Source organism: Sphingobium limneticum, from assembly GCF_008710165.1.
GTDB lineage: Bacteria > Pseudomonadota > Alphaproteobacteria > Sphingomonadales > Sphingomonadaceae > Sphingobium > Sphingobium limneticum.
Genome location: NZ_VYQA01000008.1, coordinates 14435 through 37717, shown reverse-complemented (window position 1 = coordinate 37717; position 23283 = coordinate 14435). Strand labels below are relative to the sequence as shown.

Annotated in this window: 18 protein-coding genes; 10 read left to right on the top strand and 8 right to left on the bottom strand. The window is 61.8% G+C overall.

Annotated features, from left to right (window positions below):
- Positions 1-131 precede the first annotated feature (131 nt).
- The 6 genes from F4U95_RS11920 to F4U95_RS11895 all read right to left on the bottom strand — a co-directional run bounded on the left by F4U95_RS11920 (position 132) and on the right by F4U95_RS11895 (position 9004).
- Positions 132-2201: an NAD(+) synthase gene (locus F4U95_RS11920; protein WP_120251139.1), complete on the bottom strand. Its 2070-nt coding sequence runs from the start codon at positions 2199-2201 to the stop codon at positions 132-134.
- Positions 2191-2814: a CinA family protein gene (locus tag F4U95_RS11915; protein WP_120251140.1), complete on the bottom strand. Its 624-nt coding sequence runs from the start codon at positions 2812-2814 to the stop codon at positions 2191-2193. Before F4U95_RS11915 ends, F4U95_RS11920 begins: the two co-directional genes overlap by 11 nt.
- A gap of 36 nt (positions 2815-2850) precedes the next feature.
- Positions 2851-3234, bottom strand: a complete 384-nt coding sequence (locus F4U95_RS11910) for a response regulator (RefSeq protein ID WP_120251141.1) — start codon at positions 3232-3234, stop codon at positions 2851-2853.
- Complete coding sequence (locus tag F4U95_RS11905) at positions 3231-4307, bottom strand: sensor histidine kinase (protein ID WP_120251142.1); 1077 nt, start codon at positions 4305-4307, stop codon at positions 3231-3233. Before F4U95_RS11905 ends, F4U95_RS11910 begins: the two co-directional genes overlap by 4 nt.
- The gene (locus F4U95_RS11900) at positions 4304-5743 is read right to left on the bottom strand and encodes a DUF7125 family protein (RefSeq protein WP_120251143.1); all 1440 of its coding nucleotides are present in this window, start codon (positions 5741-5743) and stop codon (positions 4304-4306) included. Before F4U95_RS11900 ends, F4U95_RS11905 begins: the two co-directional genes overlap by 4 nt.
- 576 nt (positions 5744-6319) lie before the next feature.
- Positions 6320-9004, bottom strand: coding sequence for a hybrid sensor histidine kinase/response regulator (locus tag F4U95_RS11895; protein ID WP_150425841.1), 2685 nt, complete (start codon positions 9002-9004; stop codon positions 6320-6322).
- Between the two features lie 515 nt (positions 9005-9519).
- Between F4U95_RS11895 and F4U95_RS11890 the strand changes: the two genes are divergently transcribed.
- The 10 genes from F4U95_RS11890 to F4U95_RS11845 all read left to right on the top strand — a co-directional run bounded on the left by F4U95_RS11890 (position 9520) and on the right by F4U95_RS11845 (position 20885).
- The gene (locus tag F4U95_RS11890) at positions 9520-10113 is read left to right on the top strand and encodes an SRPBCC family protein (protein WP_150425840.1); all 594 of its coding nucleotides are present in this window, start codon (positions 9520-9522) and stop codon (positions 10111-10113) included.
- On the top strand, positions 10113-11306 hold the full coding sequence (locus F4U95_RS11885) for a zinc-dependent alcohol dehydrogenase (RefSeq protein ID WP_150425839.1): 1194 nt from the start codon (positions 10113-10115) through the stop codon (positions 11304-11306). The genes F4U95_RS11890 and F4U95_RS11885 overlap by 1 nt, the downstream gene beginning before the upstream one ends.
- A gap of 172 nt (positions 11307-11478) precedes the next feature.
- Positions 11479-11916 (top strand): DUF4142 domain-containing protein, encoded by a 438-nt coding sequence (locus F4U95_RS11880; protein WP_161600437.1) that lies wholly within the window; start codon positions 11479-11481, stop codon positions 11914-11916.
- A 12-nt stretch (positions 11917-11928) separates the two neighbouring features.
- Positions 11929-12714: an SDR family NAD(P)-dependent oxidoreductase gene (locus tag F4U95_RS11875; RefSeq protein WP_211364033.1), complete on the top strand. Its 786-nt coding sequence runs from the start codon at positions 11929-11931 to the stop codon at positions 12712-12714.
- A gap of 306 nt (positions 12715-13020) precedes the next feature.
- On the top strand, positions 13021-13422 hold the full coding sequence (locus F4U95_RS11870; protein WP_150425836.1) for a DUF6766 family protein: 402 nt from the start codon (positions 13021-13023) through the stop codon (positions 13420-13422).
- A gap of 110 nt (positions 13423-13532) precedes the next feature.
- Positions 13533-14045 carry a hemerythrin domain-containing protein gene (locus F4U95_RS11865; RefSeq protein ID WP_150425835.1) on the top strand — a complete coding sequence of 171 codons (513 nt, stop codon included), beginning with the start codon at positions 13533-13535 and terminating at the stop codon, positions 14043-14045.
- Between the two features lie 590 nt (positions 14046-14635).
- Positions 14636-15124, top strand: coding sequence for an RNA polymerase sigma factor (locus F4U95_RS11860; RefSeq protein ID WP_246171582.1), 489 nt, complete (start codon positions 14636-14638; stop codon positions 15122-15124).
- The gene (locus F4U95_RS11855; RefSeq protein ID WP_150425833.1) at positions 15117-16127 is read left to right on the top strand and encodes a FecR family protein; all 1011 of its coding nucleotides are present in this window, start codon (positions 15117-15119) and stop codon (positions 16125-16127) included. The genes F4U95_RS11860 and F4U95_RS11855 overlap by 8 nt, the downstream gene beginning before the upstream one ends.
- A 127-nt stretch (positions 16128-16254) precedes the next feature.
- Entirely contained in the window at positions 16255-18768 is a 2514-nt protein-coding gene (locus F4U95_RS11850; protein ID WP_246171581.1) for a TonB-dependent receptor, read from the top strand.
- 11 nt (positions 18769-18779) lie between these two features.
- On the top strand, positions 18780-20885 hold the full coding sequence (locus F4U95_RS11845) for an Atxe2 family lasso peptide isopeptidase (protein WP_246171580.1): 2106 nt from the start codon (positions 18780-18782) through the stop codon (positions 20883-20885).
- Here F4U95_RS11845 and F4U95_RS11840 read toward each other — a convergent pair.
- Positions 20882-22633: an asparagine synthase-related protein gene (locus tag F4U95_RS11840; protein ID WP_150425831.1), complete on the bottom strand. Its 1752-nt coding sequence runs from the start codon at positions 22631-22633 to the stop codon at positions 20882-20884. The two genes, F4U95_RS11845 and F4U95_RS11840, sit on opposite strands and share 4 nt — an antisense overlap.
- Positions 22633-23277: a lasso peptide biosynthesis B2 protein gene (locus F4U95_RS11835; RefSeq protein WP_161600436.1), complete on the bottom strand. Its 645-nt coding sequence runs from the start codon at positions 23275-23277 to the stop codon at positions 22633-22635. Before F4U95_RS11835 ends, F4U95_RS11840 begins: the two co-directional genes overlap by 1 nt.
- Positions 23278-23283: the final 6 nt, after the last annotated feature.

The window sequence follows — 23283 nt, the reverse complement described above, 5'->3', positions numbered from 1 at the left end:
AGATTTCAACACGCAAAGGCCCAATGGGTTCAACGCGATCGATCCAAACCTAAGCGGCGCTTATGCTGAAGCAGGAAGCCAGCCCCGCTCAATTCCAAGGATATTGGGTGTTTGCGTATTGTATCGGCCTTTCATGGATCGGAGCGAATGGGAGCGTCGGCGAACGCTGCTGCCAGTTCATCGAGCCAGACTGCTGCGGTTCCATCGGATGGTGCCCGCCAGTCTCCGCGCGGCGATAATGCCCCGCCGGATGAAACTTTGGGCCCGTTGGGGATTGCCGATCGCTTGAACTGGCTGATCGTGAAAAGGCGAAACAGGAAATTTTCAAGCCAGCGCCGGATCGATGAAAGATCGTAGGAGATTTTGGCATCGTCGGGATAGCCGGGCGGCCATTCTCCCGCATCGGCATCGCGCCAGGCCTGCCAAGCCAGAAATGCCACCTTGGAGGGCGGCAGCCCGACGCGCGCCACATGGTGAAGGAAGAAATCATTGAGGGCATAAGGTCCAACCTTGCTCTCCGCGCTCTGCAGTGCGCCGCTGGCGTCGGCCGGGACAAGCTCTGGAGAGATTTCAGTGCCGAGGATAGCAGTCAGAACCGCGTCCGTGGCGGAGTCGAACTGCCCTGTAGAAACGCACCAGCGTATCAGATATTGGATAAGCGTCTTGGGAACCCCGCAATTGACGGCGTAATGACTCATCTGGTCGCCCACACCATAGGTACACCAGCCCAACGCCAATTCGGACAGGTCACCGGTGCCGATGACGAAGCCGCCGTGGCGGTTGGCGAGCCGAAACAGATAGTCGGTGCGCAGCCCCGCCTGCACATTTTCGAAAGTGATGTCGTATAGCGGCTCGCCGGCGGCGAAGGGATGCTCCATGTCTGAGAGCATCTGGCGCGCAGCGGGACGGATATCGATCTCCTGGGCCGTTATGCCAAGCGCTTTCATCAGTGCCCAGGCATTCGATCGGGTCTCTTCACCGGTCGCGAAACCCGGCATGGTAAAACCAAGGATCGTCGAACGCGGGAGACCCAGCCGGTCGCATGCCTTGGCGGCCACGATCAGCGCATGCGTAGAATCGAGCCCGCCTGAAACGCCGATGATCAGATGCTTACTCGAAGTAGCCCGAAAGCGGGTGATCAGACCTTGCACCTGGATGTTGAACGCTTCGTAGCAGTCGGCATCCAACGCCATCGCGTCCGCGGGGACGAACGGAAAGCGCCGTTGCGGACGGTACAGACCCGAACGGTCGCCTTGGGCTACCCAGGAAAATTTTACGTGGCGGAACCGCTGTTCGGGGTGGCCGCATGCCGTGGCTGTATCATTGAAAGTTCCGTTGCGCATCCTTTCGAGCCGCAGACGCTGGACATCGATATCGGCCAGTGTAAGCTCCGGGTCGTCCCCGAAGCGCTTCGATTCCGCTAACAATTCCCCCAGTTCGTGCACCATTGCCTGCCCATCCCAGGCTAAGTCCGTCGTGCTTTCTCCGGGGCCTGCCGCAGAATAGGCATAGGCGGCCAAGCATCGCGCCGACTGTGAAGCCGACAACATATGCCGATCGCGCGATTTGCCGATGGTGATGTTCGACGCCGAGAGATTACACAGGATCAGCGCGCCCGCCAGCGCGCCCATCGTCGAGGGGGGCAGGGGCGACCAGTAATCCTCGCAAATCTCGATATGAAAAATGAAGTCTGACTTCTCCTTCGCCGAAAAGAGGAGGTCAGTGCCAAAGGGCGCTTGGCAGCCGGCAAGCTCGATATCGAGATCGGTCAAGCCTGCGCCGGACGCGAACCAGCGCTTCTCATAATATTCGCGATAATTGGGAAGGTAGCTTTTCGGGACCACGCCCAAAAGCTTTCCCTGGCCGATGGCCAAGGCCGCATTATAGAGCCGTCCTGCACGCCGAACAGGAGCGCCAACAAGCAGGACAGGTAAGTCGAGGCTTGCCTCGATCAGCTTGCCGATCTCTGTTTCCACGCGGTCCAGTAGCGCATCCTGCAGATGCAGATCATCGATAGCGTAGGATGATAGGCACAGCTCTGGAAACAGGACGATGTCGGCACCTGCCAATGCCGCTTTCCGCACTAAGTCTAGGATTGCATTGGAATTGCCCGCTACATCGCCGACGCTTGCGGTCGGCGTTGCCACTGCAAGGCGGATCAGCCCATGCTCATTGATCGAGGCGAAGCGATCAGGCGTCACGCACGGCGTCCATCATCATATCCAACGCTACAGTTATGGCCGCGATCCGAATGGGTCCACGGCCTACGGCACCGAAATGCTCCACCCTATGTCTTGTCGTCCTGTTTCTGCGGGTACAGGCAAAATGGACAAGCCCTTCTTCTCCGCCGTCGTTGGTGGGACCCGCATAGCCAGTGATCGCAAGCGAAATGTCGGCGGCTGATTGCCGGATGGTGCCCTGCGCCATTGCAATAGCGACGTCACGACTGACGGCGCCGCACACATCAATCTGATCCCCCGCGATGCCGAGCAATTCACATTTGGCTTCTTCGCTATAGACAATGAAGCCACGCTCGAAGGCGTGGCTCGCACCCTCCACGTCGGTAAGCAGAGAGGCGAGTAGGCCCCCCGTGCAACTTTCCGCCGTCGCAATCTTTAACCGGGCGTCGCAACAGGCACGAAGAAGCTTGGAGGCTGCGTCTTCGACCGCAGTCGGCAAGACAGGGGACAGAGTTTCTGCCGGGCTATGAGACAAGTTCCCACTCCGCTCACTTACTTGCGTCGTTAACCGCTTTGATAAAAGTTCGTTCCTGTCGATATATGCGCTGGGCGATCCCGGAACCGCCGCAAGCATGTCGGCAAAGAGTCGATCTCTACCTACAAACGGGGATCAGGTCCGCCCGTCCAGACGCTGGACCTTATCGGCAAAATCCTGAGCGACGATCGGTTTGATGACCACCCCGACGACCCGGTCGGCATATAGATTCGCGATGTCCTGCTGGCCGGTCACGAAGATCGACGGAATGCCTCGTTCCTTGAGCCATGCAGCCGCATCAGGACCGGTGCGTCCATCAGCCAGATCGACATCCACGAGCGCGCCATCTATGTCGATCGCGGCAGGGTCAGCCGTCAGTTGGGAGAAGCTATCGGCAAAACCCGCCAGAACATGGCCTGCCTTCTCAATCAGATGTTCGATATGAAACACGATCAGGGGATTATCTTCGATGCAATAGATCCGCAGTGGCTTGCGAACGCCGATGGTGTCTGATGTCATAAGCCCGAAACGCTGTCCGGTGCCTCCGGGTTGCAGGCGACGCGTGCCAATGGTCCGTTAATCTCACATCGAAGGCCATCGGTCGCGAACATGATGTCGGGCTTGGCACCGAACAAGCCGCCTAGAGCCGCACGTAGATAGCGTGTGCCATAGCCTGAGCGCGACGGCGCGACGACAGGCGGTCCACCCGTTTCCTGCCACAAGACAGACAAGTCAGGACCCAGGTCCGGCAGTATGTCCCAATGGAACGCAACCTGGCCGTTCGGCACGGACAACGCACCATATTTGATCGCGTTGGTCGTCAGTTCGTGCAGGCAGAGTGCCAGTGTTGTACCCGCCTCGCGTGTCAACATGACTGACGGGCCGGAGGCGTCGATCCGGCTGACCCCCATCTGCCGATAGGGATCGAACGTGAGCCGTGCGATCTCGGCGATCGAGATCGCCTCCCCCTTGGCCTCGAAGACGGCGGAATGTACGTTGGACAGTGCGGTCAGGCGGGCACCGAAATCATCCGCAAGCGCGTCCACACTCGTCGCGCCGCGGCGCGTCATTTCAAAGATTGAAAACACGCTCGCCAGGATATTCTTGACCCGGTGGTTCAGTTCCCTGCGAAGTTCGATCTCGCGCTCGATATGATCGCGCACTTCCCTCTGCCGCATTCGCGCCAGCAGCGCCGACTGGATGCCGCTGACCAGTTCGACCTGGGTGAGCGGGCGCTGATAGAAAAGCTGGCGCGACCGTGGCCATGCCGCCGCCAGCTGTCCACGGATTCGACTGTTCGGCGACGCGCGGTCAAGCAGGACCACGATCGGCATTTCGGACCATGGGGGCTGGGCGTTCAGATGCCGGGCGACGATATCGATGAGGGTCGGGGTCAATGCTTCATGGGTCGTCACGAACACGCCTGGCCCAGCCGCCAGATACCCCGTCAGTTCGTCTGCCGAGATGCAGGTCGCGACAGCCATGTCATATTCGGCAAGCAACTGACCCAGATAGGCCGCGTCCCGTCGATACGGCGCCAGAATAAGGACCTGGTCCAGCGCACCCGGCTCGACCAGATCGCTGCCACTCATGCCGTCGGCAGCGGATTGAACGGGACGACCCTGACGCCGTCGCTTTCGATCAACAGTTCATGAACATTCAGGTCATGGGGGCCATGGCGTTTCTTGACGACGGTGATGTTGCGTCGAAGACGGCCATCATCTTCCATGATCCGCAGCAGGAGTACGGTATCGCCCAGGAAGCTCACATCGACATCGATACCGACATTCTGGCCGAGCAGACCGTGCTGGGCGACGATCAGCATTGTCAGAACGCCCGACCGCGCCAGATATTTGAGGAGAGACTGAATGTCTCGTACAGCCTTCTCGCGGTGCGGCAACGAGTTGAGGTAGCCTGTGAAACTGTCGATGACCACGACGCGGGTTTTGAAATCCTTGACGATCGACTGTGCAATCTGGGCGAATTCGCCGGGAGATATCTCGTTGGGATTGAAATCCCGGATGATCAGCTGACCGTCTTCATGAAACTGCCGCAAATCCATACCGAGGCCTTCCGATCGCCGAAAGAAGGTCTCCAGGCGTTCCTCGAACAGGAATAGCGCCACCGTTTCGCCCCGTTTGAGCGCTGCAGTTGCGTAGAGCGAGGCCATGGTCGATTTGCCGGTCCCGGACTGGCCGATGACCAGAGTGGTTGTGCCCGATTCCTGGCCGCCGCCAAACATGTCGTCGAGCGCATCGACGCCCGATTTAATTAGCTGCGGCTTGCGGGTATCGACGGCTTCGCCCGGGATGATCCGGGGGAAAACAACAACGCCTTCGCCTTCCCGTATCGCCATGTCGTGATAACCGTCGGCAATCGGCACGCCGCGCATCTTGCTGACCTCGATCCGCCGTCGCACCGAGCCATAATCCTGCAACGACTTGTCGAAGCGGATGACGCCATGTGCAATCCCTTCGACCTCTTCTCCGTTGGGCGCTGCCTCATTGGTCTGGGTATCCAACAAAAGCGCGACGACCTTGCGCTGCGCAAGGAACGCCTTGAAGCCAAGCAGTTCGCGGCGGAACCGCGGTGTATCACCCGTGATGAGCCGGATCTCCAGCAGCGAGTCATAGACGAGGCGGTGTGGCTTATGCTCCTCGATCGCCAGTTCGATCGCCTGGCGCGTTTCGTCGAGGCGGAGTTCGGCGGTCTGGAATATGGTCTGATCGGCCGCGCCATTGATGGCGTCGGATGCGGACAGTTCCTCGATCCGAATGCCGTCCAACGTCCAGCCATGCGACAAGGCGATCGATTTCAGCTCAGCAGCAGTCTGGGAAAGGCTTACGTAGATGCATCTTTCCCCTGCTTCTACGCCTGCGCGCAAGAACTGCAGAGCAGCTGTCGTCTTGCCCGCGCCGGGCGCACCCTGAAGCATATAGAGGTTGGATGCGGGCAGGCCGCCGCGCAGGATTTCATCCAGTCCTGCGACGCCCGTTGCAACCACAGGCTGGGCTTTACGCTTGCTCACTCATGTCTCCTCGTTTGGCATCGGATCGCACAATCGCCTCTGATTTGCCAGTACGATGGAGAAGGGTTCTCGCGCCTTGGATTAGAACATGGAAGTCTTGTCGCGTTAAGCTGGACGGGGTCTCCTTGTCTTTATCCGAACCGGCGAGAAAGGAGATTTTGGGTGACACGGATCAGCTGAACGGGTCGGCTCTACCTTGCCGTGGCACATCCATGTTCTGCGGCCTGTCTTTGACACAAAGTAAGCGGCCATAACGACATATGTTTGCGGGAGTCGCGCTACGACGTTCCGGGGTCTCTAGAGAGCTACTCCGAAAAATAACGTCAGGCAGGGCGGGTTCTGGTCCAATGACCAGCTGGGTGCCAGGGCATGGGTAGCCGAATGTCCAAACCTGAGCAGCGAAATCGTTGCCCAGTTTCAGATTAGGTCTGGCTAGCCAGAATAACGGACATTTCACACCTAGTGACGATAGACCAGCCGAAGGTCCGGAAAAGGTCGGCTTATGCTAAAGGATTACCCTTACGTCAGCCAGTTTGCTGCCTTTTCACGGACTCCACGATATGGCTGGCTGGCCCTCTATGTTTCCCCTTCCCGCCTTGACTTGTCCGCCTCGTCGATCATCTCGCGCACCTTGCTGGCGATGGCTTCTATGCCAAAGGGCTTGGTGATGACGTGCATGTCCTGACCCAGCAGGCCGTTGCCGACCACGGCATTTTCCGCATATCCCGTGATGAACAAGATTTTAAGATGCGGTCGGTGCACTCGACCGGCGTCGGCGACCTGACGCCCGTTCATTCCTCCGGGCAAACCGACATCAGTGATGAGAAGGTCAATACGCAAGTCGGACTGGAGCACTTTGAGGCCGCTCGGACCATCCGCCGCCTCGATAACATGATAGCCGCCATCGGTAAGGACATCGACGATGAGCGAGCGAACCGAAGCCTCGTCATCGATGACCAGCACTGTCTCGCCATGGCCACCAAGATCCAAACATAGCGACTCGCCTTCCTCCTCCGTTTCGGCCACGGCGCCAGTATGGCGGGGGAGATAAAGGCATATGGTTGTGCCGACGCCCACCTCGGAATAGATTCGCACCTGACCGCCCGATTGGCGCGCGAAGCCATAAATCATCGACAGCCCCAGCCCCGTCCCTTCGCCGAGCGGTTTGGTCGTGAAGAAGGGGTCGAACGCGCGGGCGATCACATCGGGTGTCATGCCGGTGCCGGTATCGCTCACGCAAAGTGATACATATTGACCTTGCGGCAGTTCGCGTTCGCGCGCCATGCGGTCGTCAAGCCACTTATTAGCCGTTTCAATCGTCAGCCGACCGCCGTCCGGCATGGCATCCCGTGCGTTGATGCACAGGTTCAGCAGCGCGTTTTCGAGCTGGTAGCGATCCACCAATGTCGTCCACAGCCCGCCCGATCCGACTACTTCGATTTCGACCGAAGGACCAACAGTGCGGCGCAGCAGGTCTTCCAAGCCGGAGACCAGCCGATTTACATTGACGGGCGTAGGATCGAGCGTCTGCCGGCGCGAAAAGGCGAGCAGCCTCTGGGTTAGCGCGGCAGCGCGTTTTGCCGCGCCCTGCGCCGTCTCGAGATAGCGGCTGATCGCCTCCAACCGGCCTTGCGAAATACGCAGCTCCAGCAGTTCCAGATTGCCCAGAATGCCGGCCAGCAGATTGTTGAAGTCATGGGCGATGCCGCCGGTCAACTGCCCGACCGCTTCCATCTTCTGGCTCTGGCGCAAAGCGTCTTCAGTCGCGGCGAGCGCCTCGGCCGCTTCGGTTTCAGCCGTGATGTCCCGGCCGAAAAGATAGAGCAGGCCGCCCTCAGGCACGGCGGTCCAGGCGAAGCGATGGTGGCTGCCATCCTGCGCCCGAAAGACGCTTTGGGATTCTACGACGGTCGCATCGGGCTGCGAAAGTTTCGCCAGTCTCTTGCGCGCGGCGTCCTGCTCCTCGGCCACGAACTCCAGGATATTGCGGCCGACCGTATCGGCCTCGATCCATCCGAGCACTTTCGTCCAGGATGGATTGACTGCATTAATGACGCCTTGCGTCGTCGCCACCACCTTGACGACGGGCGAGATCGCCCAGATCCGTTCCCGGTCGCGGGCCAGCAGGCGTTCCTGGGTTATGTCGCGCGCCACGGCATGAATGCGGCCGGCATCGGGAACGGCGTTCCAGTCGAGCAGCCGATAGCTGCCGTCCCGGCAGCGATAGCGATTCTCGAACAGAAGGGTAGTAACGCCCTTCGCCAGCTTTGCGACCTCCCTGGCCGTGCTGCGCAAGTCGTCGGGATGGACGAAATCGGCCAGAACCTGACCGACCATCTCATCTTCCTGCCATCCCAGGAGCCGCGTTGCCGTTGGGTTCACCGATCGGATCACGCCGTCGAAATCACACACCAGCATCAGGTCCTGACTAAGCGACCAGAGCCGGTCACGGTCGCGCCGCTGGGCCGAGACGGCATCGATCGTAGCAAGCGCGCCGGCGATCTGCACCGCGATGAGGCTGGCGAAATCGCGGGTGGCTTCATCGAGCAGGCGATAGGGATTCAAGCCGAGAATGAGCGCGCCGATGGCCCGCGCCTCTCCGGGCTGTTCGACCGCAAGGATCAACGCTTCACGCGGCGGTATGTGCCACGGTCCCGTCGGCAGGTTTCGCCCGAAACCGTCGAGCGCGATGACCGTCTGCTTCTCTCCTTGTTCGATCGCGGCAACGGGCCACCGTGTTGCGTCGCCAGAGGCAGGATGGGGGCTTTCGGGCAGATCGAACAATATGAGGTCGGCGAAAGGAAAGTCCCGACTGTCGCTGCCGAAATAGGTACGAACCGCCTCTGCCACGTCCGACCGGCTCTGCGCCCTGAGCAAGGTTGCGGCCAGATCGTTGAGCTGCTTGATCCGTCGTTCACTGATGACCCTGTCCGTCTCTTCGCTGACGACGCACATAAGGCCTTCTACGGTGCCGTCGCCGCCGACGAGTGGGCTGTAGGAGAAGGTGTGGTAGGTTTCCTCGGGATAGCCATTGCGCTCGAGGAACAAGAGCAGCTGCTCGTCCCACGTCGCGACGCCGTCGCGCATGACCGACACGATGCGATCCTCGACGTCCTCGAACACTTCCTTCCAGACCTGCGACATGGGCTGGCCCAGCGCGGTGGGATGTTTTGAACCCAATGTTGGAATGTAGGCATCATTATAGAAGAAGGTCAGATCTTCCCCCCAGCCAAGCCACATCTCGAACCGCGACATGAGCATGAGCCGGAGCGACGCTTTCAAGCCTTCAGGCCACTGTTCTGGGGAACCTAACCGGGTTTTCCCCCATTCATGGGCACGCATGATGGCGCTCATCCTGGAATCACCAGGAAAAATCTCAGACATGCGGTCGGTCATGATCCCCCAAACTACTGGTCACGAGACGGTGGCGTAACCCTAATGACTGCCTTTGCCTTAAGTTCCTGCGGCGGGGCGCTTTGCCCGTTGAACCAAGGGATATTGGCCAACATTCCGTGTCATTGCATTCTTGTTCTTCGTTGGGGGGAGGCAAATCCCCACGCTGACCAAGCAGATCCTGCGCGCCCGACCAAGCATATTCCCAAGCTCGTGTTCGCCGATTGACACATAAACCGGGCCTTGCCCTTAAGCCCACAATAATTCCTACTAACCAAGGTTAATTTCCGCGTTTTTCCGTCTGTGACGGACAATCAAAATGGGAACGAGCCGCCAAGAACCGGGTTGATCGGTCTATTGCCATCGTAAGCCAGGAGAGCCGCATGAGCGACACGCTTGTCCCGCCGCGCGAAGATGACGCGCCGATCACCACTTCAAAGCAGCGTAATGCCGTCGATGACGCGACAGCCAGCTTTGTCGAGGACAAGGGAGATGCGCTGATCGGCAAGACGGTCACGATCAACCGATCGCGCGCGGAGCTTTTCGCCTTTTGGCGCGACTTCTCCAACCTTCCACGCTTCATGGAAAATCTCGTTTCCGTCGAGAAGCTCGATGATCGGCGGTCCCGGTGGGTCGTGAAGGCACCGGCCGGAAAAACGGTCGAATGGATCGCTGCGATAACCGGAGAGAAACAGGACGAATTCATCGCCTGGGCCTCGGAAGACGGCGCGGATGTTCCCAATAGCGGGCGCATCAATTTTCACGATGCTCCCGGCGGGCGCGGCACCTGGGTCAGCGCGACGATCCTTTACGATCCGCCAGCCGGCATCATCGGCAAGGTCATCGCTACCATGTTTCAGCGAGAACCTGCCATTCAGGCGCGGCGGGAACTGCGCCGTTTCAAGCAGCTTATGGAGACCGGCGAGGTGGCGACTGCGGCTTGGACCCGCAAGCAGCTGGAAGAGGAGCAGGCCTGATGCGCGCTTTGACCTGGCATGGGAAGCATGACGTGCGCGTCGACACGGTCGATGATCCCGAAATCCTCAACCCGCGCGACGCGATCATCAAGATCACATCGACCGCAATCTGCGGCTCCGACCTTCATCTCTATGACGGCTATATCCCGACCATGAAGGCGGGCGACATCCTTGGCCATGAATTCATGGGCGAAGTTGTCGAGACCGGCCCCAAATCGACACTGCGAAAGGGCCAGCGCGTTGTGGTGCCTTTCACCATCGCCTGCGGCAGCTGCTTCCATTGCAGCAAGCATCAATATTCGGCATGCGACAATGGCCTGCCAGCGGACAATCAGGATATTGCGCAGGCCGCCTATGGCCAGCCCATGTCGGGACTGTTCGGCTACAGCCATATGACCGGCGGCTATGCAGGCGGCCAGGCCGAATATGTACGCGTGCCTTTTTCCGATGTGGGACCGATCGTCGTTCCCGACGGGGTCGACGACGACAAGGTGTTGTTCCTCTCCGACATCTTGCCGACCGGCTGGATGGCTGCGGAAAATGCGCAGATCGAACCCGGCGACACCGTGGCGGTGTGGGGCTGCGGCCCGGTCGGACTGTTCGCAGTGCAGTCCGCTTTCCTGATGGGTGCCGAGCGCGTCATTGCCATCGACCATTTCCCGCACCGGCTCGAACTGGCGCGAAAGTTTGGCGCGGAGACGATCAACTTCGAGGAAACCAAAACCTATGACGCATTGATGGAGATGACCGGCGGTATCGGTCCGGATGCCTGCATCGACAGCGTCGGCCTGGAGGCGCACGGATTTTTCGCCGATAATGTCTGGGATCAGATCAAGGTCTCGACCTTCCTCGGCACCGACCGCACCCATTCGATCCGCCAGGCGATCCTCGCCTGCCGTAAAGGGGGGCGTGTCTCGATGCCGGCGGTATATGGTGGCTTCGTCGACAAATTCCCCTTGGGTGCCTTCATGGAAAAGGGCCTGACGCTCAAGACCGGCCAGACCCATGTTCAGCATTATATGCCTGGGCTGCTCAATGCGATCATGGAGGAGAAGATCGACACGACCTTTCTCATCTCGCACCGCATGCCGCTTGAACAGGCAGCGCAGGGCTACAGGCTGTTCCACGACAAGCAGAACGAAGTGACGAAAATCGTGCTGAAGCCGGGCATGGACCTGACGCAGGCGACCTGACCCTTATCCCATAGGAGACTAGCTCATGCGTTCTTTCTTCCTTTTCACCGCAAGCGCTTTGCTTCTTGCCGGGTGCAATGGTTCCGACACATCCGATAACCAGGTCGGGGCGAATGCCATTTCCGCCAACAGCGCGTCAGAAATGGCCGATCAAGGCGTCATGGCAGACCCTGTGGCCGCGCCGACCGATGCCTCTGGATATCTTGCCAAGGCAGGTGGCGGCGACATGTTTGAAATCGAATCGTCCAAAGCCTTGCTCGAGAAGAGCAAGGACGCCAAGCTGCGCGACTTTGCGCAGATGATGGTGAAGGCCCATCAGCAATCGACAGCGAAGGTCAAGGCCGCGGCGGCTGAAGCCAAGCTCACCGTGGCACCGCCAAGCCTCGCTCCGGATCAGCAGACGATGCTCGACGAGATCAAGGCCGCCTCGGCCGATATGATCGATGCCGTCTATATCAAGGACCAGAAGATCGCACATGATGCCGCGCTCGCCCTGCACGAGGGTTATGCCAGCGCCGGGGATACGCCGGCGCTCAAGCAGGCGGCCGCGCAGATCGCACCTGTCGTCAAGGAGCATATCGCCCATCTCGCGGCGTTCCCGGCCAAGTAAGGAGAAACAATCATGAGCAAATTCGCGCTCATCACCGGCGCTTCGACCGGCATAGGTTTCGAGCTCGCGCATCTGGCGGCCAAGGATGGCTATGATCTGCTGGTTGTGGCCGACGAGCCGCTGATCGAGGCATCGGCCGAGGATTTCAAGCAATATGGTACGCAGGTGCAATCGGTCGAGGCGGACCTTTCCACTCTGCAAGGCGTCGATCAACTGCTTGCCGCGACCGCCGGTCGGCAGATCGATTTGCTCTGCGCCAATGCGGGTCGCGGCTTGGGCCACGGGTTTCTCGATCAGGATGTCGCGGACTGGCGGCGGGTGATCGATACGAACGTCACGGGTACAATCTACCTGCTACAGAAAGTGCTGAAACAGATGGTCGTCCGCGATGACGGCAGGGTTCTCATCACCGGCTCGATCGCCGGCTTCATCCCGGGTAGTTTCCAGGCGGTTTACAACGGTACCAAGGCATTCATTGACAGTTTTGCCGATGCAATCCGCAACGAGATCAAGGAGAGCAAAGGCGTGACGGTCACGACGCTTATGCCAGGCCCGGTCGAAACGGAGTTTTTTGCGCGAGGAGATATGCTCGACACCAGCGTGGGCGCGTCGGAAAGCAAAAGCGATCCCAGGGACGTCGCCAAGGACGGTTGGGATGCGTTGATGGCCGGTCATGCGCACATTGTCTCGGGGTGGAAGAACAAGATCCAGGCGGCGGTGGCCCATGTGACGCCGGCGGGGGTTCTTGCCGAGCAGCACCGCAAGATGGCCCAGCCTGGGTCAGCAAAGGTCGAATAGGCAGGGAAACGAGCCATGACCGCCCATATATGGGCTCAGGACGTCGCCGAGCATGGCAATGCCGCAGGCTTGAGGGCGCGCAGCAGGCAGTCGCCGCCGTGCAGCTCGCCAGCCTATGAGGCGGGATGCAGTCATGATATTTTTCGGGCCGGAGGGTGCGCCGGTGGCTCTGCCCATTTCAGCCATGGCGACTGACGATATGCCACTTTGGTCGTTTCCATCGTCGGGGCGATACGAGAACGACATCTGTCGCTGAGCGTTGTTCTTCATGGCCGTTTCTCGAGGGTGATGAAGAGGAGAACGTTCATGGAGAAATATGCCTATGGCTGGATTACCGCCCTTTTCTTTCTTGTGTCGATTGCCGGGCACTGGATTTTCGGTTGGTATGCGTTTGTCGATGAAGCGCGTGAGCATCATCAGGTCGCGCAGGTCAGCAGCTATCTCGTCGAGATGGGCCGGGATACTTTTGAAAACTGGCAGTCCGAATTTCTGCAGCTCATCTGGCAGGTCGTGGGTCTGGCGTATTTCCTTTATATCGGCTCACCGGCGTCCAAGGAAAATGACGACCGACTCGAAGCGAAGGTGGATGAGTTGATGAAGCTTGTCGGCGGTGCGGAGGCCGAACGGCTGATCGCCACAATCGATGATCGCTATCTTCGGACCCACGGCCACGCAAAGCCGCACGCCCATGATGTGGGACATGAGTGAGACCTCGGCATTAGGCGCTAGATGGCCGGATGTTTGTTGCGAGTCGTTCGCTTGGAACAACGAGCGGGTGCTCGATTTTTTTGTCAGGAGCGGAGCAACAGGAGGACGTTATGGCGACCGATACATTCACCGACGCGATCGCATTGCTGAAAGCTGACCATCGCAAGGTCGAAGAGCTGTTCGATCAGTTCGAGGCGACGAAGGCGGCAACGAAGAAGCAGCAGATCGCGCACCAAATCTGTACCGAACTCAAGATTCATACGTCGATCGAAGAGGAAATTTTTTATCCGGCGTTTCGCGGGAAAATCGAGGACGACACGCTGGACGAGGCCTATGTCGAGCATGATGGCGCCAAAGTGCTGATCAACGATATCGAAGCGGGGTCAGCGGAGGATGATTTCTACGCTGCCAAGGTCAAGGTGCTGTCCGAGGAGATCAAGCATCATGTCCATGAGGAGGAAATGCCGTCGGAGGGCATGTTCGCGCAATGTCGCAAGACGGACGTCGATCTCGTCGCCCTGCGCGACCAGATGATGGCGCGCAAGGAAGAGTTGCTTGCGCTCGCCAAGACCTCCGGCCTGCCAGCGGCGAAGCCCAGCGTCGTAAATCTGATCGCTGCCTGACGCAGACATGTCCGGCCGCCTTCCTGACGGTCGGACATGTGCCTTCTCCGGTTGGGTTCGCAACGCCTCCATGATGCGCACGAGATCGACGATGAATTGTACGTCGTTCGATGGAGGGCCGTGCCGAATGATCGCGACCACTGTCACGGCAAAGCGCCATGAAAAATAGGCGAAGATGACGTTCGCCCTTTCAAGTCGATAGGCAAGCCCAACTGCAATCTTCCCTGCGGTATTGCTTCTGTGAATCAGAATGTTAGTCTGGTTGCGCGCTGCGAAAGCGGCGCCGAGGCTTGAGAACCTCGCTTGGGAAGACGATTTGACCCGCCATCGACGCGGCCGGGTGGCCGACGCGCATGTCCAAGCCGCTTGCGGCCAAAGGCGTCGGCGCATGTCTCAAGCATGTTCTCTACACCCGGCTTTTGTCGGCAACGCCTCGCCAGTCGCATGGAGACGTTGTCGATGGTGCGTGAAGCGAGCAGCCCAAAGGGTTTTCGGTCGAGATGCCGACCGCTTTAGGCGCTGCGCGCCTGCCCCTTGATGAACGCGATCCGCTTCCGCCTGGCCATGACCGGCTGGAAGCGCCGAAGGACGTGCTCGGCGATCTCTACCGCGCCGAACGGCCAGGATTGCTTCGATTTCTATCGCGGCGCGCATCCGACGACCGTGCCGAAGATATCGTCCAGCAGGTCTTCGCCCGCATGGCCGGGAAGACGGCGGAGCAGACGGCTGCGATCCTATCGCCTGCAACCTATTTGCGCCAGGCGGCGCGCAATCTCGTCCGCGACGATGCCAGGACGGCCGGACGCAACAGCGCGCACCTGCATGTTGCGATCGAGGACGTGGCTTTGCCTGATGCCGACCCGGTCGCGGCCCTGGAGGCCCGTGACCGGCTCGCGCGGATCGAGCAGGCCGTCCTTCGGCTCAAGCCTCTTCGGCGACAGATTTTCCTCGCATGTCGTCTCGACGGCTATAGTTATGCAGAGATAGCCGAGCAGACCGGGCTGAGCATAAGGGGTGTCGAGAAACAAATGAGCCGGGCGATCAAGCAACTCGGGCGACATCTGCGCCACGATGACTGATCCTGAACGGGCCTCGATTCCACCCGGCGTGCATGACGCGGCTGGCGCGTGGCTGGTGCGTCGGCAGGCCGGTGCCGATGCTGCGGTGGAACAGGCCTTTGCTGCCTGGCTGGACGCCGATCCTCGACACCGCATCGCCTATGGACAGGTGGCCCGCGATTGGCGCGACAGCGCGCAGCTTGCCGACAGTGCTGTCGGTCGAACCCGCAAGCTCGTCCGCGCACCGTTCCTGATGCGCCGAAGCACGCATGTCGGTGCTGTCAGCCTGAGCCTTGCTGCCCTCCTGGGATTAGGGACTGTCGGGATTGTCCGGCACGCAGGACCCTTCGGTTTTGTCGCTCCGGCCGAGGCGGCGACCTACCAGACAGCCGTCGGTGAAATTCGAAGCGTGCGTCTCGCGGACGGGTCGAACCTCACGCTCGATACGTCGACCGTCGTGCACGTTCGTTTCAGCCGTGCGTCCCGGCGGCTCGACCTTAAGCAGGGGCGGGCGCGTTTTTCGGTGGCGAAGGACGATCGGCCCTTCACCGTTGCGGTTTCAGGCGGCGAGATTGTCGCGCGACACACGCTCTTCGACGTCAGCGTCGTCGGGCCGCAGCCCCTGGTGGCCTTGATCGAGGGAGAGGTCGCGCTTCTCAGCACCGCTCCTGATGGCAAGGGCAGCCCGCAGCGGCTCGTTGGCGGCGAGCAGGCCGCGCTGGGCCAGCCTGCCGGGCCTCGCCCGCTTTCCTTGGCGGATGCGCGATGGGTATCGGGCATGTTGGCGCTTGAAAAAACGCCGCTTGGCAGTGCGGTGGCCGCCATCAACCGCTATAATCGAACGCAGGTGCGACTGGCCGAGCCGCACCTTGCCAGCCTTGCCGTCACGGGTGCCTTCCAGGCGCGGGATCCGCAGCAATTCGCCCGTGCGGTCGCGACCATGTTCGGCTTGACCGTCGATAAATCGCATCCGGATATTCTCCTGCTGCAGTCGAGACGCGCACGAACTTCCACCCTCCCCTAAAATAGTTGGCGGGTGTTTTCCGCCCTCATCGTCTCCCGCCCAACCCGCCCCTTCGGCGGTTCAGGGGAGACCAAAGACAATGTTTATATCTGGGAAGAACGGGCTTCATCGCCTTGCTGGGGTAGCCTTGGTCGCCAGCGCCACGACGGCCCAGGCGCAACCAGCCCAGCGGATCGGCGTCGACCTTCCCGCGCAGCCGCTCGGGCGTTCACTCCAGGCGCTGGCGCTGCTGTCCCGCAGGACGGTCCTCGCGGATGCGACGCTGATCGGGGACAGGCAGGCGCCGTCGCTCCAGGGTGCCTATGGCATCGAGGACGCGCTGCGCCGCCTTCTCGACGGTTCGGGGCTGACCTTCGACCGCGTGGACGAGAGTTTCGTCGTCCGGCCGTCGCGCGCGACTGGCGACCGGCAGGGCAATAGCGACGGAGCGGGTATCGTCGTCACCGGCAGCCGGATTCGCGGCGCGCCGATCGCGTCACCCGTGACGATCCTGAGCGAACAGACCATCCGGGACACCGGATTGGCCGATCTCGGCGACGTGGCCCGCAGCCTGCCGCAAAGTTTCGGTGGCGGACAAAATCCCGGCGTCGGCTTCAACGTACCGTCCAGCACGGGCGGCAATGTCGGTGGCGGATCCTCGGTCAACCTGCGCGGTCTTGGCAGTGACGCGACGCTCACGATCCTCAACGGGCGACGCGTGCCTTATGATTCGGCGCGCCAGGGCGTGGACATTTCCGCCATCCCGCTGGCTGCGGTCGACAGGATCGAGATCGTCGCAGACGGTGCTTCGGCCATTTATGGCTCGGATGCGGTCGGCGGCGTCGTCAACGTCATTCTCAAGCGCGATCATGACGGATTGCAGACCCGCGCGCGCATCGGCGGCGCTACCGAGGGCGGCGGTTTCGAGCAACGCTATTCGGTTCTGGCCGGCAGTCGATGGCAGGGCGGCGGCGGGTTCATCACCTACGAATATAACCGCAACAGCGATCTCATGACGAACCAGCGCGACTATGCCCGCGTGCGACCCAACGTCACCATCCTCCCCGCGAGCCGACGCCATGCGATCGTCGCCAGCGCTCATCAGGATATAACCGGCAATCTCACGATCGAAGCCGATGCGCTCTACAATAGCCGCACCGGCGCATTCACCTATCCGCTCAATGCGGCAGGCGATCTTGCGATCAGCCGAACGCGACAGACGTTCGATTCCTACACGCTTGCCCTGGCCAGCGCCGCGCGTCTGTCGCTCGGACCGTGGCAGCTCAGCCTGTCCGGCACCTTCGGCAAGGGTCGCACCCATTTTCAGGGTGACACGTTCAGAAACGACCAGTTCGCGAGCATGGCTTTCGGGCGCTACGACAACCAGACCGTCACGGGCGAAGTCGCCGGCGACGGCCCGCTGTTCCTGCTGCCGGGCGGCGAGGCGAAGCTCGCGATCGGCGCCGGCATCCGGGCCAATGATTTCGAGATATTCCGTGGCGCGGGCAATATCAACAACGCCCGGCCATCGCAGGACAGCCGCTACGCTTTTGCCGAGGTCAACCTTCCCGTCATCGGTCCCGACCTCGACATTCCGCTCGTCCACAGGCTCAACCTGAGTGGGGCGTTGCGCTACGAACGCTATCGGCAGATCGGTGAGATCGTCACGCCCAAGCTCGGCCTGACCTATGCACCTGCCGACTTCGTCGATGTCAAGGCGAGCTGGGGGCGGTCGTTCCGCGCGCCGAGCTTCATCCAGCTCCATTCGATCCAGCAGGCGCTGCTCTATCCGGTCACGACGTTCGGCGGCACTGGCTATCCCACGGGTGCGACGGCGCTATACCTGACGGGTGGCAACAGCGATTTGAAACCCGAGCGGGCGCGCAGCTGGTCCACGACCCTCGCGCTGCATCCGCCCGCCTGGCCGGGTGCTTCGCTGGAATTCAGCTATTTCTCGACGCGCTATGTAAACAGGATCGTGACGCCGATACCGATCGCGTCGCAGGCGCTGGGCGATCCGGCAAATGGCGGACAGGTCACGCTTTCTCCCACACCCGCGCAACTGGCCGCGCTGGTGGCCGGTGCCAACGAGTTCATCAACGCGACGCCGTCGGCCTATGATCCGACGACGGTCGTGGCGGTGATCGACAACAGCAACGTCAATGCCGGCCGGCAAAGCATCCGCGGGATCGACGTGCAGGGCCGCTACCAGACGACGCTGGCAGACGGACGATTGAGCCTATCGGCCAGCGCGACCTATCTCGACAGCAAGCAACAGATCTCGGCGACCCAACCGGTCCGGCAACTGGCGGGCACCCTGTTCAATCCGCCACACTGGCGCGGGCGGGGAACCGCGAGTTGGGACAAGGGCGGTCTCGGCCTGGCGCTGACGATCAGCCATATCGGCGGTGTCGACGATCGGCGGACAGCCTCTGCGGGACGCGTCCATGGCATGACGACGGCAGATGTCAGCCTTCGCTACCGGATCGATGGCGGACGCGGTCCGCTGGACGGCCTAGAACTGGGGCTGTCGGTCCAGAATCTGACCAACGAGGCTCCCGCGGTGATTGCGACCAGCCTGTTCTACGACACGCCCTATGACTCGACCAATTATTCGCCCGTGGGTCGGTTCGTGGCTTTCGAGATGGTGAAGAAATGGTGAGGGAGACGCTCTTGAGGATCGGCCTGCGCTGGGTCCTGGCGATGACGCTCCTCCTGCCGACCCAGGCTTGGGCGCACTGCGCCGATCTGTTACCGCGCGCATTGCCACAGGCACGACTGCAACGGTCGATCGTACCGACCGATCTCGCGCGCCTGCGCGATATCGGCCGTCCCGACGGCGCACTGCTGGGGGGCATGAGCCCGCTTGCCATCTCCCCGGACCAGGCACGCGTCGCCTTCGTCATCAGCCGGGCCGATCCTAAGGCAAACGCCTATTGCGTCGGGCTGGCGGTGATGGACCTACGTTCCGGCAGTCGCCCGCACCTCATCGACCAGGGCGGGGAGATGATCCTCGCGTCGGGCAATGTGCGCGGGCTGATCACGCCGACCGGCTATGTTGCGACGGTGACGCCGGCCTGGTCGCCGGACGGCCGATGGATCGCCTATCTGCGCCGGGATCGCGGCGTCACCCAGCTCTGGATGGCACGGGCGGAGGGCGGCATGGCGCGCCAGCTCTCGGATTCCCCGGTCGATGTCGAACAGTTAGTCTGGCGGGCCGACGGCAGCGCCGTCCTGTTTTCGAGCCGGACCGGACAGGTGGCCGAACGCGCCGCAGACGCCGCCCTGGCATTGACGGGCTATCCTTATGGCGACCGCTTCGTGCCGGCGATGAGTAGCGTGCCGCTGCCAGTCGCCACGACGCCCTTGTCCGCCTATGCGGTCGATATTGCCAGCCTTGCCATACGACCGGTCGCTGGCGAAGAACGCACGCTGCTACCCCCCGATGCCCTGAACGACCCCGCGCCACTGCCCGCCGCGCGCGCCGACGATGGCCGTCGCGCCTGGACGGCGCACAGCACGGATAATCTGCTCAGCCCGCTCGTGCTCCAGGCCAACATGGCGTCCGGTCAGCCGATCGCCTGCACCGCCGGTGCCTGCCGCGGCAAATATACCGGTCTGTGGTGGATGCCCAAGGGTGGCCCGCTGCTCTTCATGCGGCGCGAAGGCTGGGATCTCGGCGACCTGGTTCTGTATCGCTGGCAGCCCGGGTCACGACAGCCGCGCGCCGTCCTGCGGACGAGCGGGGTGATCGACGGATGCGTCGTGGCGCACGCGCAGCTCGTCTGCCTGCGCGAAAGCGCGACCGTCCCGCGCCACATCGTGCGGATCGACCCGCAGACCGGGCGGACGGAAAGCCTCTATGATCCCAATCCTGAATTTTCGGCGATCCGTTTCGGCGATGTCGAACGTCTCTACTGGCGCAACGATCGCGGCCTCAAGGTGCGCGGCGACCTGGTCCTGCCGCCGGACCATAAGCCCGGCACAAGGCTGCCGCTCATCATCACCACCTATTGGAGCAGCGGCTTCCTGCGCGGTGCGACGGGCAATGAATATCCGATCCATGCCTTCGCGGCGCGCGGCTTTGCCGTGCTGAGCCTCCATCGCCCGCCCTTCGTCGCGGAAGCGGATGCGACGGTCATCGATGCGGACAGGCTGAACACCGTCAACGCGGCGAACTGGGCCGAGCGCCGCAGCCTGCATTCCGCCGTGCTGGTCGGTATGCAACGCGTCATCGACATGGGCGTCGCCGATCCCGATCGCATCGGTATCACGGGCCTCAGCGATGGATCGAGCACGGTGGGCTTTGCGCTGATCAACAGCCGACGCTTTGCCGCCGCAGCCGTGAGCACCTGCTGCCTCGAACCCTGGATGGTCAACGCGACCTTCGGACCGGCCTTCGCCCGCACGATGCGCAAACAGGGATGGCCCGCCGCCACGGCCGACGACCGCCAATTCTGGGCACCGGGGTCGCTGATCCAGAATGCAGCCTCGATCGATACGCCGCTGCTCATGCAATTGGCCGATCGCGAATATCTGACGGCGATCGACGTCTATGCCGCGCTGCGCGAGCAGGGCAAGCCGGTCGACATGTATGTCTTTCCCGACGAATATCACAATAAATGGCAGCCTGCGCACCGGCTCGCCATCTACGACCGCAATCTCGACTGGTTCGACTATTGGCTCAACGACAGGATCGATCCCGATCCGCGCAAGGCCGACCAATATGCGCTATGGCGATCCCTTCGTAAGCAGCATCGCAAGGCCAGGGACGATTAGGTGCGGCTTGCGATCCAGGCCTCGACATCGGCGAGACGCATGATCCTGTGATAGTCGGTCCCGCGAACGAGCGCGCTTTCGTCAAGGGCGCGCTCGAGCTGCGGCGCATCGAGCAGGCCCGCGCCGCGCAGCCGACCGTCGAGCAGCATCGCCCGAATGGTGGTGCGATTTGCGGCATATAAGGCGGCAATATAGCCGTCAGGCGACCCCTTCGATCGGCGCTGCACGATGTCGGCAGGCAGTCGATCGGCATAGGCGTCACGCGCGATCACGCGATTGCGCCCGTCGCCGAACCACCACCAGCTTGGTATGCGAAGGCAGGCTTCCACGACGGGCTGCGAGGCAAGCGGAGAGGCACGACGCACGAGACCGGGCAGATCACTGGCCTCGGCCCAGGCCTGCGCGGCCACGATCAGCGCGATATGCGCCGCAGTGCCTGTCTCGGCACCTTTCGGCGCGAGCAGCCAGGGATGTCCGGGCATGATAGCGCATTCGCCGGGCAGCGCCGGGGCGAGATATTGGGTGTCGGGATGCCAGCGATAGGCAGGCGAACGGCGAAAGGCCCGCCTCGCCGCGTGCGCCAGCACGGTCGGCGCACCGACCTGTGCCAGCGCGGCGATCGATTGTGCCGTCGACCATGTTGCGCGCAGGCTGCGGCCGCGCACGAATGCGTCCGTGACGGGCGCTGCCGACTGGAGCGCACAGAATATATTGTCGCCCCCGCCGCCATCGATCAACAGATCGGCGCCAGCCCCGCAGATCGCATCGGCGAGCAGCGCATTGGTGCCTTGCATGAAACTGCGGGCCACGGGATTTGGTCGTCCAGCCGCGTGCGAGCGGGTGATATCGACAAGATCGACATCCCATTCGGCCTCGATGACGGGAGCGCCCAGATGGCGGGCCACCGCACGCGCATAGCGCCGCTCGTCACCGACACCGCCATGGCTGGAGAGATTGAAGCAGCTATAGGCACCGCCCTGGCTGGCCAGCGCCGCAGCCAGCACCGATGAATCGAGACCGCCAGACAGCATCAGCAGCATGCGATCGGCGGTGGCGATCGGCGCACGGATGGCCGTCGTCACGGCCTGGCGGAGCATGGCCATGCCCTGCTCGCGATTGCCGACCCAATGCCGTCGGCCGGCATGATCCCATGGCGTCCAGGCCTGTGCGATGGTAATCCAGCCATCGTTGATCCCAAGACAGACGCCGCCTTGCACTTCCGAGACGCCCACAAGGCAGGTCGTCGGCGACGGCATATTCTGATAGGCGAGCCGGTGTGCGATCGCGTCCCAGTTGAACCCGGCCGACCGCCAGCCCGCGGCATCCAGCAGGGCGAGGTCGGACGCGACCAGCAGCATGTCCCCATGGCTGGCATGGAGGCAGGGCAATTGCCCGAACGGTGCCCGCATGATTTCCAGCGCGGTCGGCCCATCCCGCAGGATCGCGATATAATTACCCCAATAGGACCGCATGAAGGCATGGGGTTCGATCTGCCCTGACAGGGGCCCTGCGGCCTCGGTCGCGACGTTCACCGGCACGCTCTTTGCGGCCGGGAAAATCGATCCCAGGATCAGTCCGCGCCCGCCCTGCAGCCAACCCACCGGCAGGCCTGCCGTCGTCACGATCATGAGGCCGATCTCATCGAGGACGATCGTGAGGTCCGATCGATCGGCGATGGCCGATCGGACCCATGGCGCGATCGGAGAATGCGCTCCGCCGGTGCTCGCGATGATGAGATAGCCTTCCATCACACCACCAGGATGGGCGTGAACGGCCGGAGGAGATCGGGCTCGTCGCCAATGACCGCACCGTCCAGTTCGACCCAGCAATGCGCTTGAAACGGATCGAGCTTGACCCCGAGGACGAGGTCGGCGCGCGCGCCTTGCGCCATGAGGGCGGACATGAGCGCCATCGACGTCGCCAGGCACCGATCGCGCGTGGGGACGATGAGCGCGGCGCGGCGATAGGCCCCTTCTATCCGGGCGATCGCGGCGGGTGGCGGGGATCCTGTCCTTGCGTCTTTGTGCTTCTGGCGTTTGAGATATTGGACATTCTGCGCGAGCGGGCGGCGCCTGACGCGCCGCGACCATGAGGCCCGCCTGGCCAGCGCCATGGCTATGCTGGCGATCGATGGGCGGGCGTCTGGGTCGGATTTCCCTGTCGCTGTCCAGGATCGGGCCGCGCAGGGGCTTGGCGATGGGGCGTCGTGGCTGGCAATGATGATGCCCATCTCGACCAGCGTGCTGGCCAGCGCAGGATCAATGGCCTCGGTCTCGCAAAGGGCGAAAAACGCCCTGTCGAGAGGCGCGCTGAGGCCAAAATAGCGGTCTGCGACGAGGTCGAGGAACAGCGATCGTTCACCAATCCTGCAGAAGCTCAAGCCGTCGCGCAATCTATA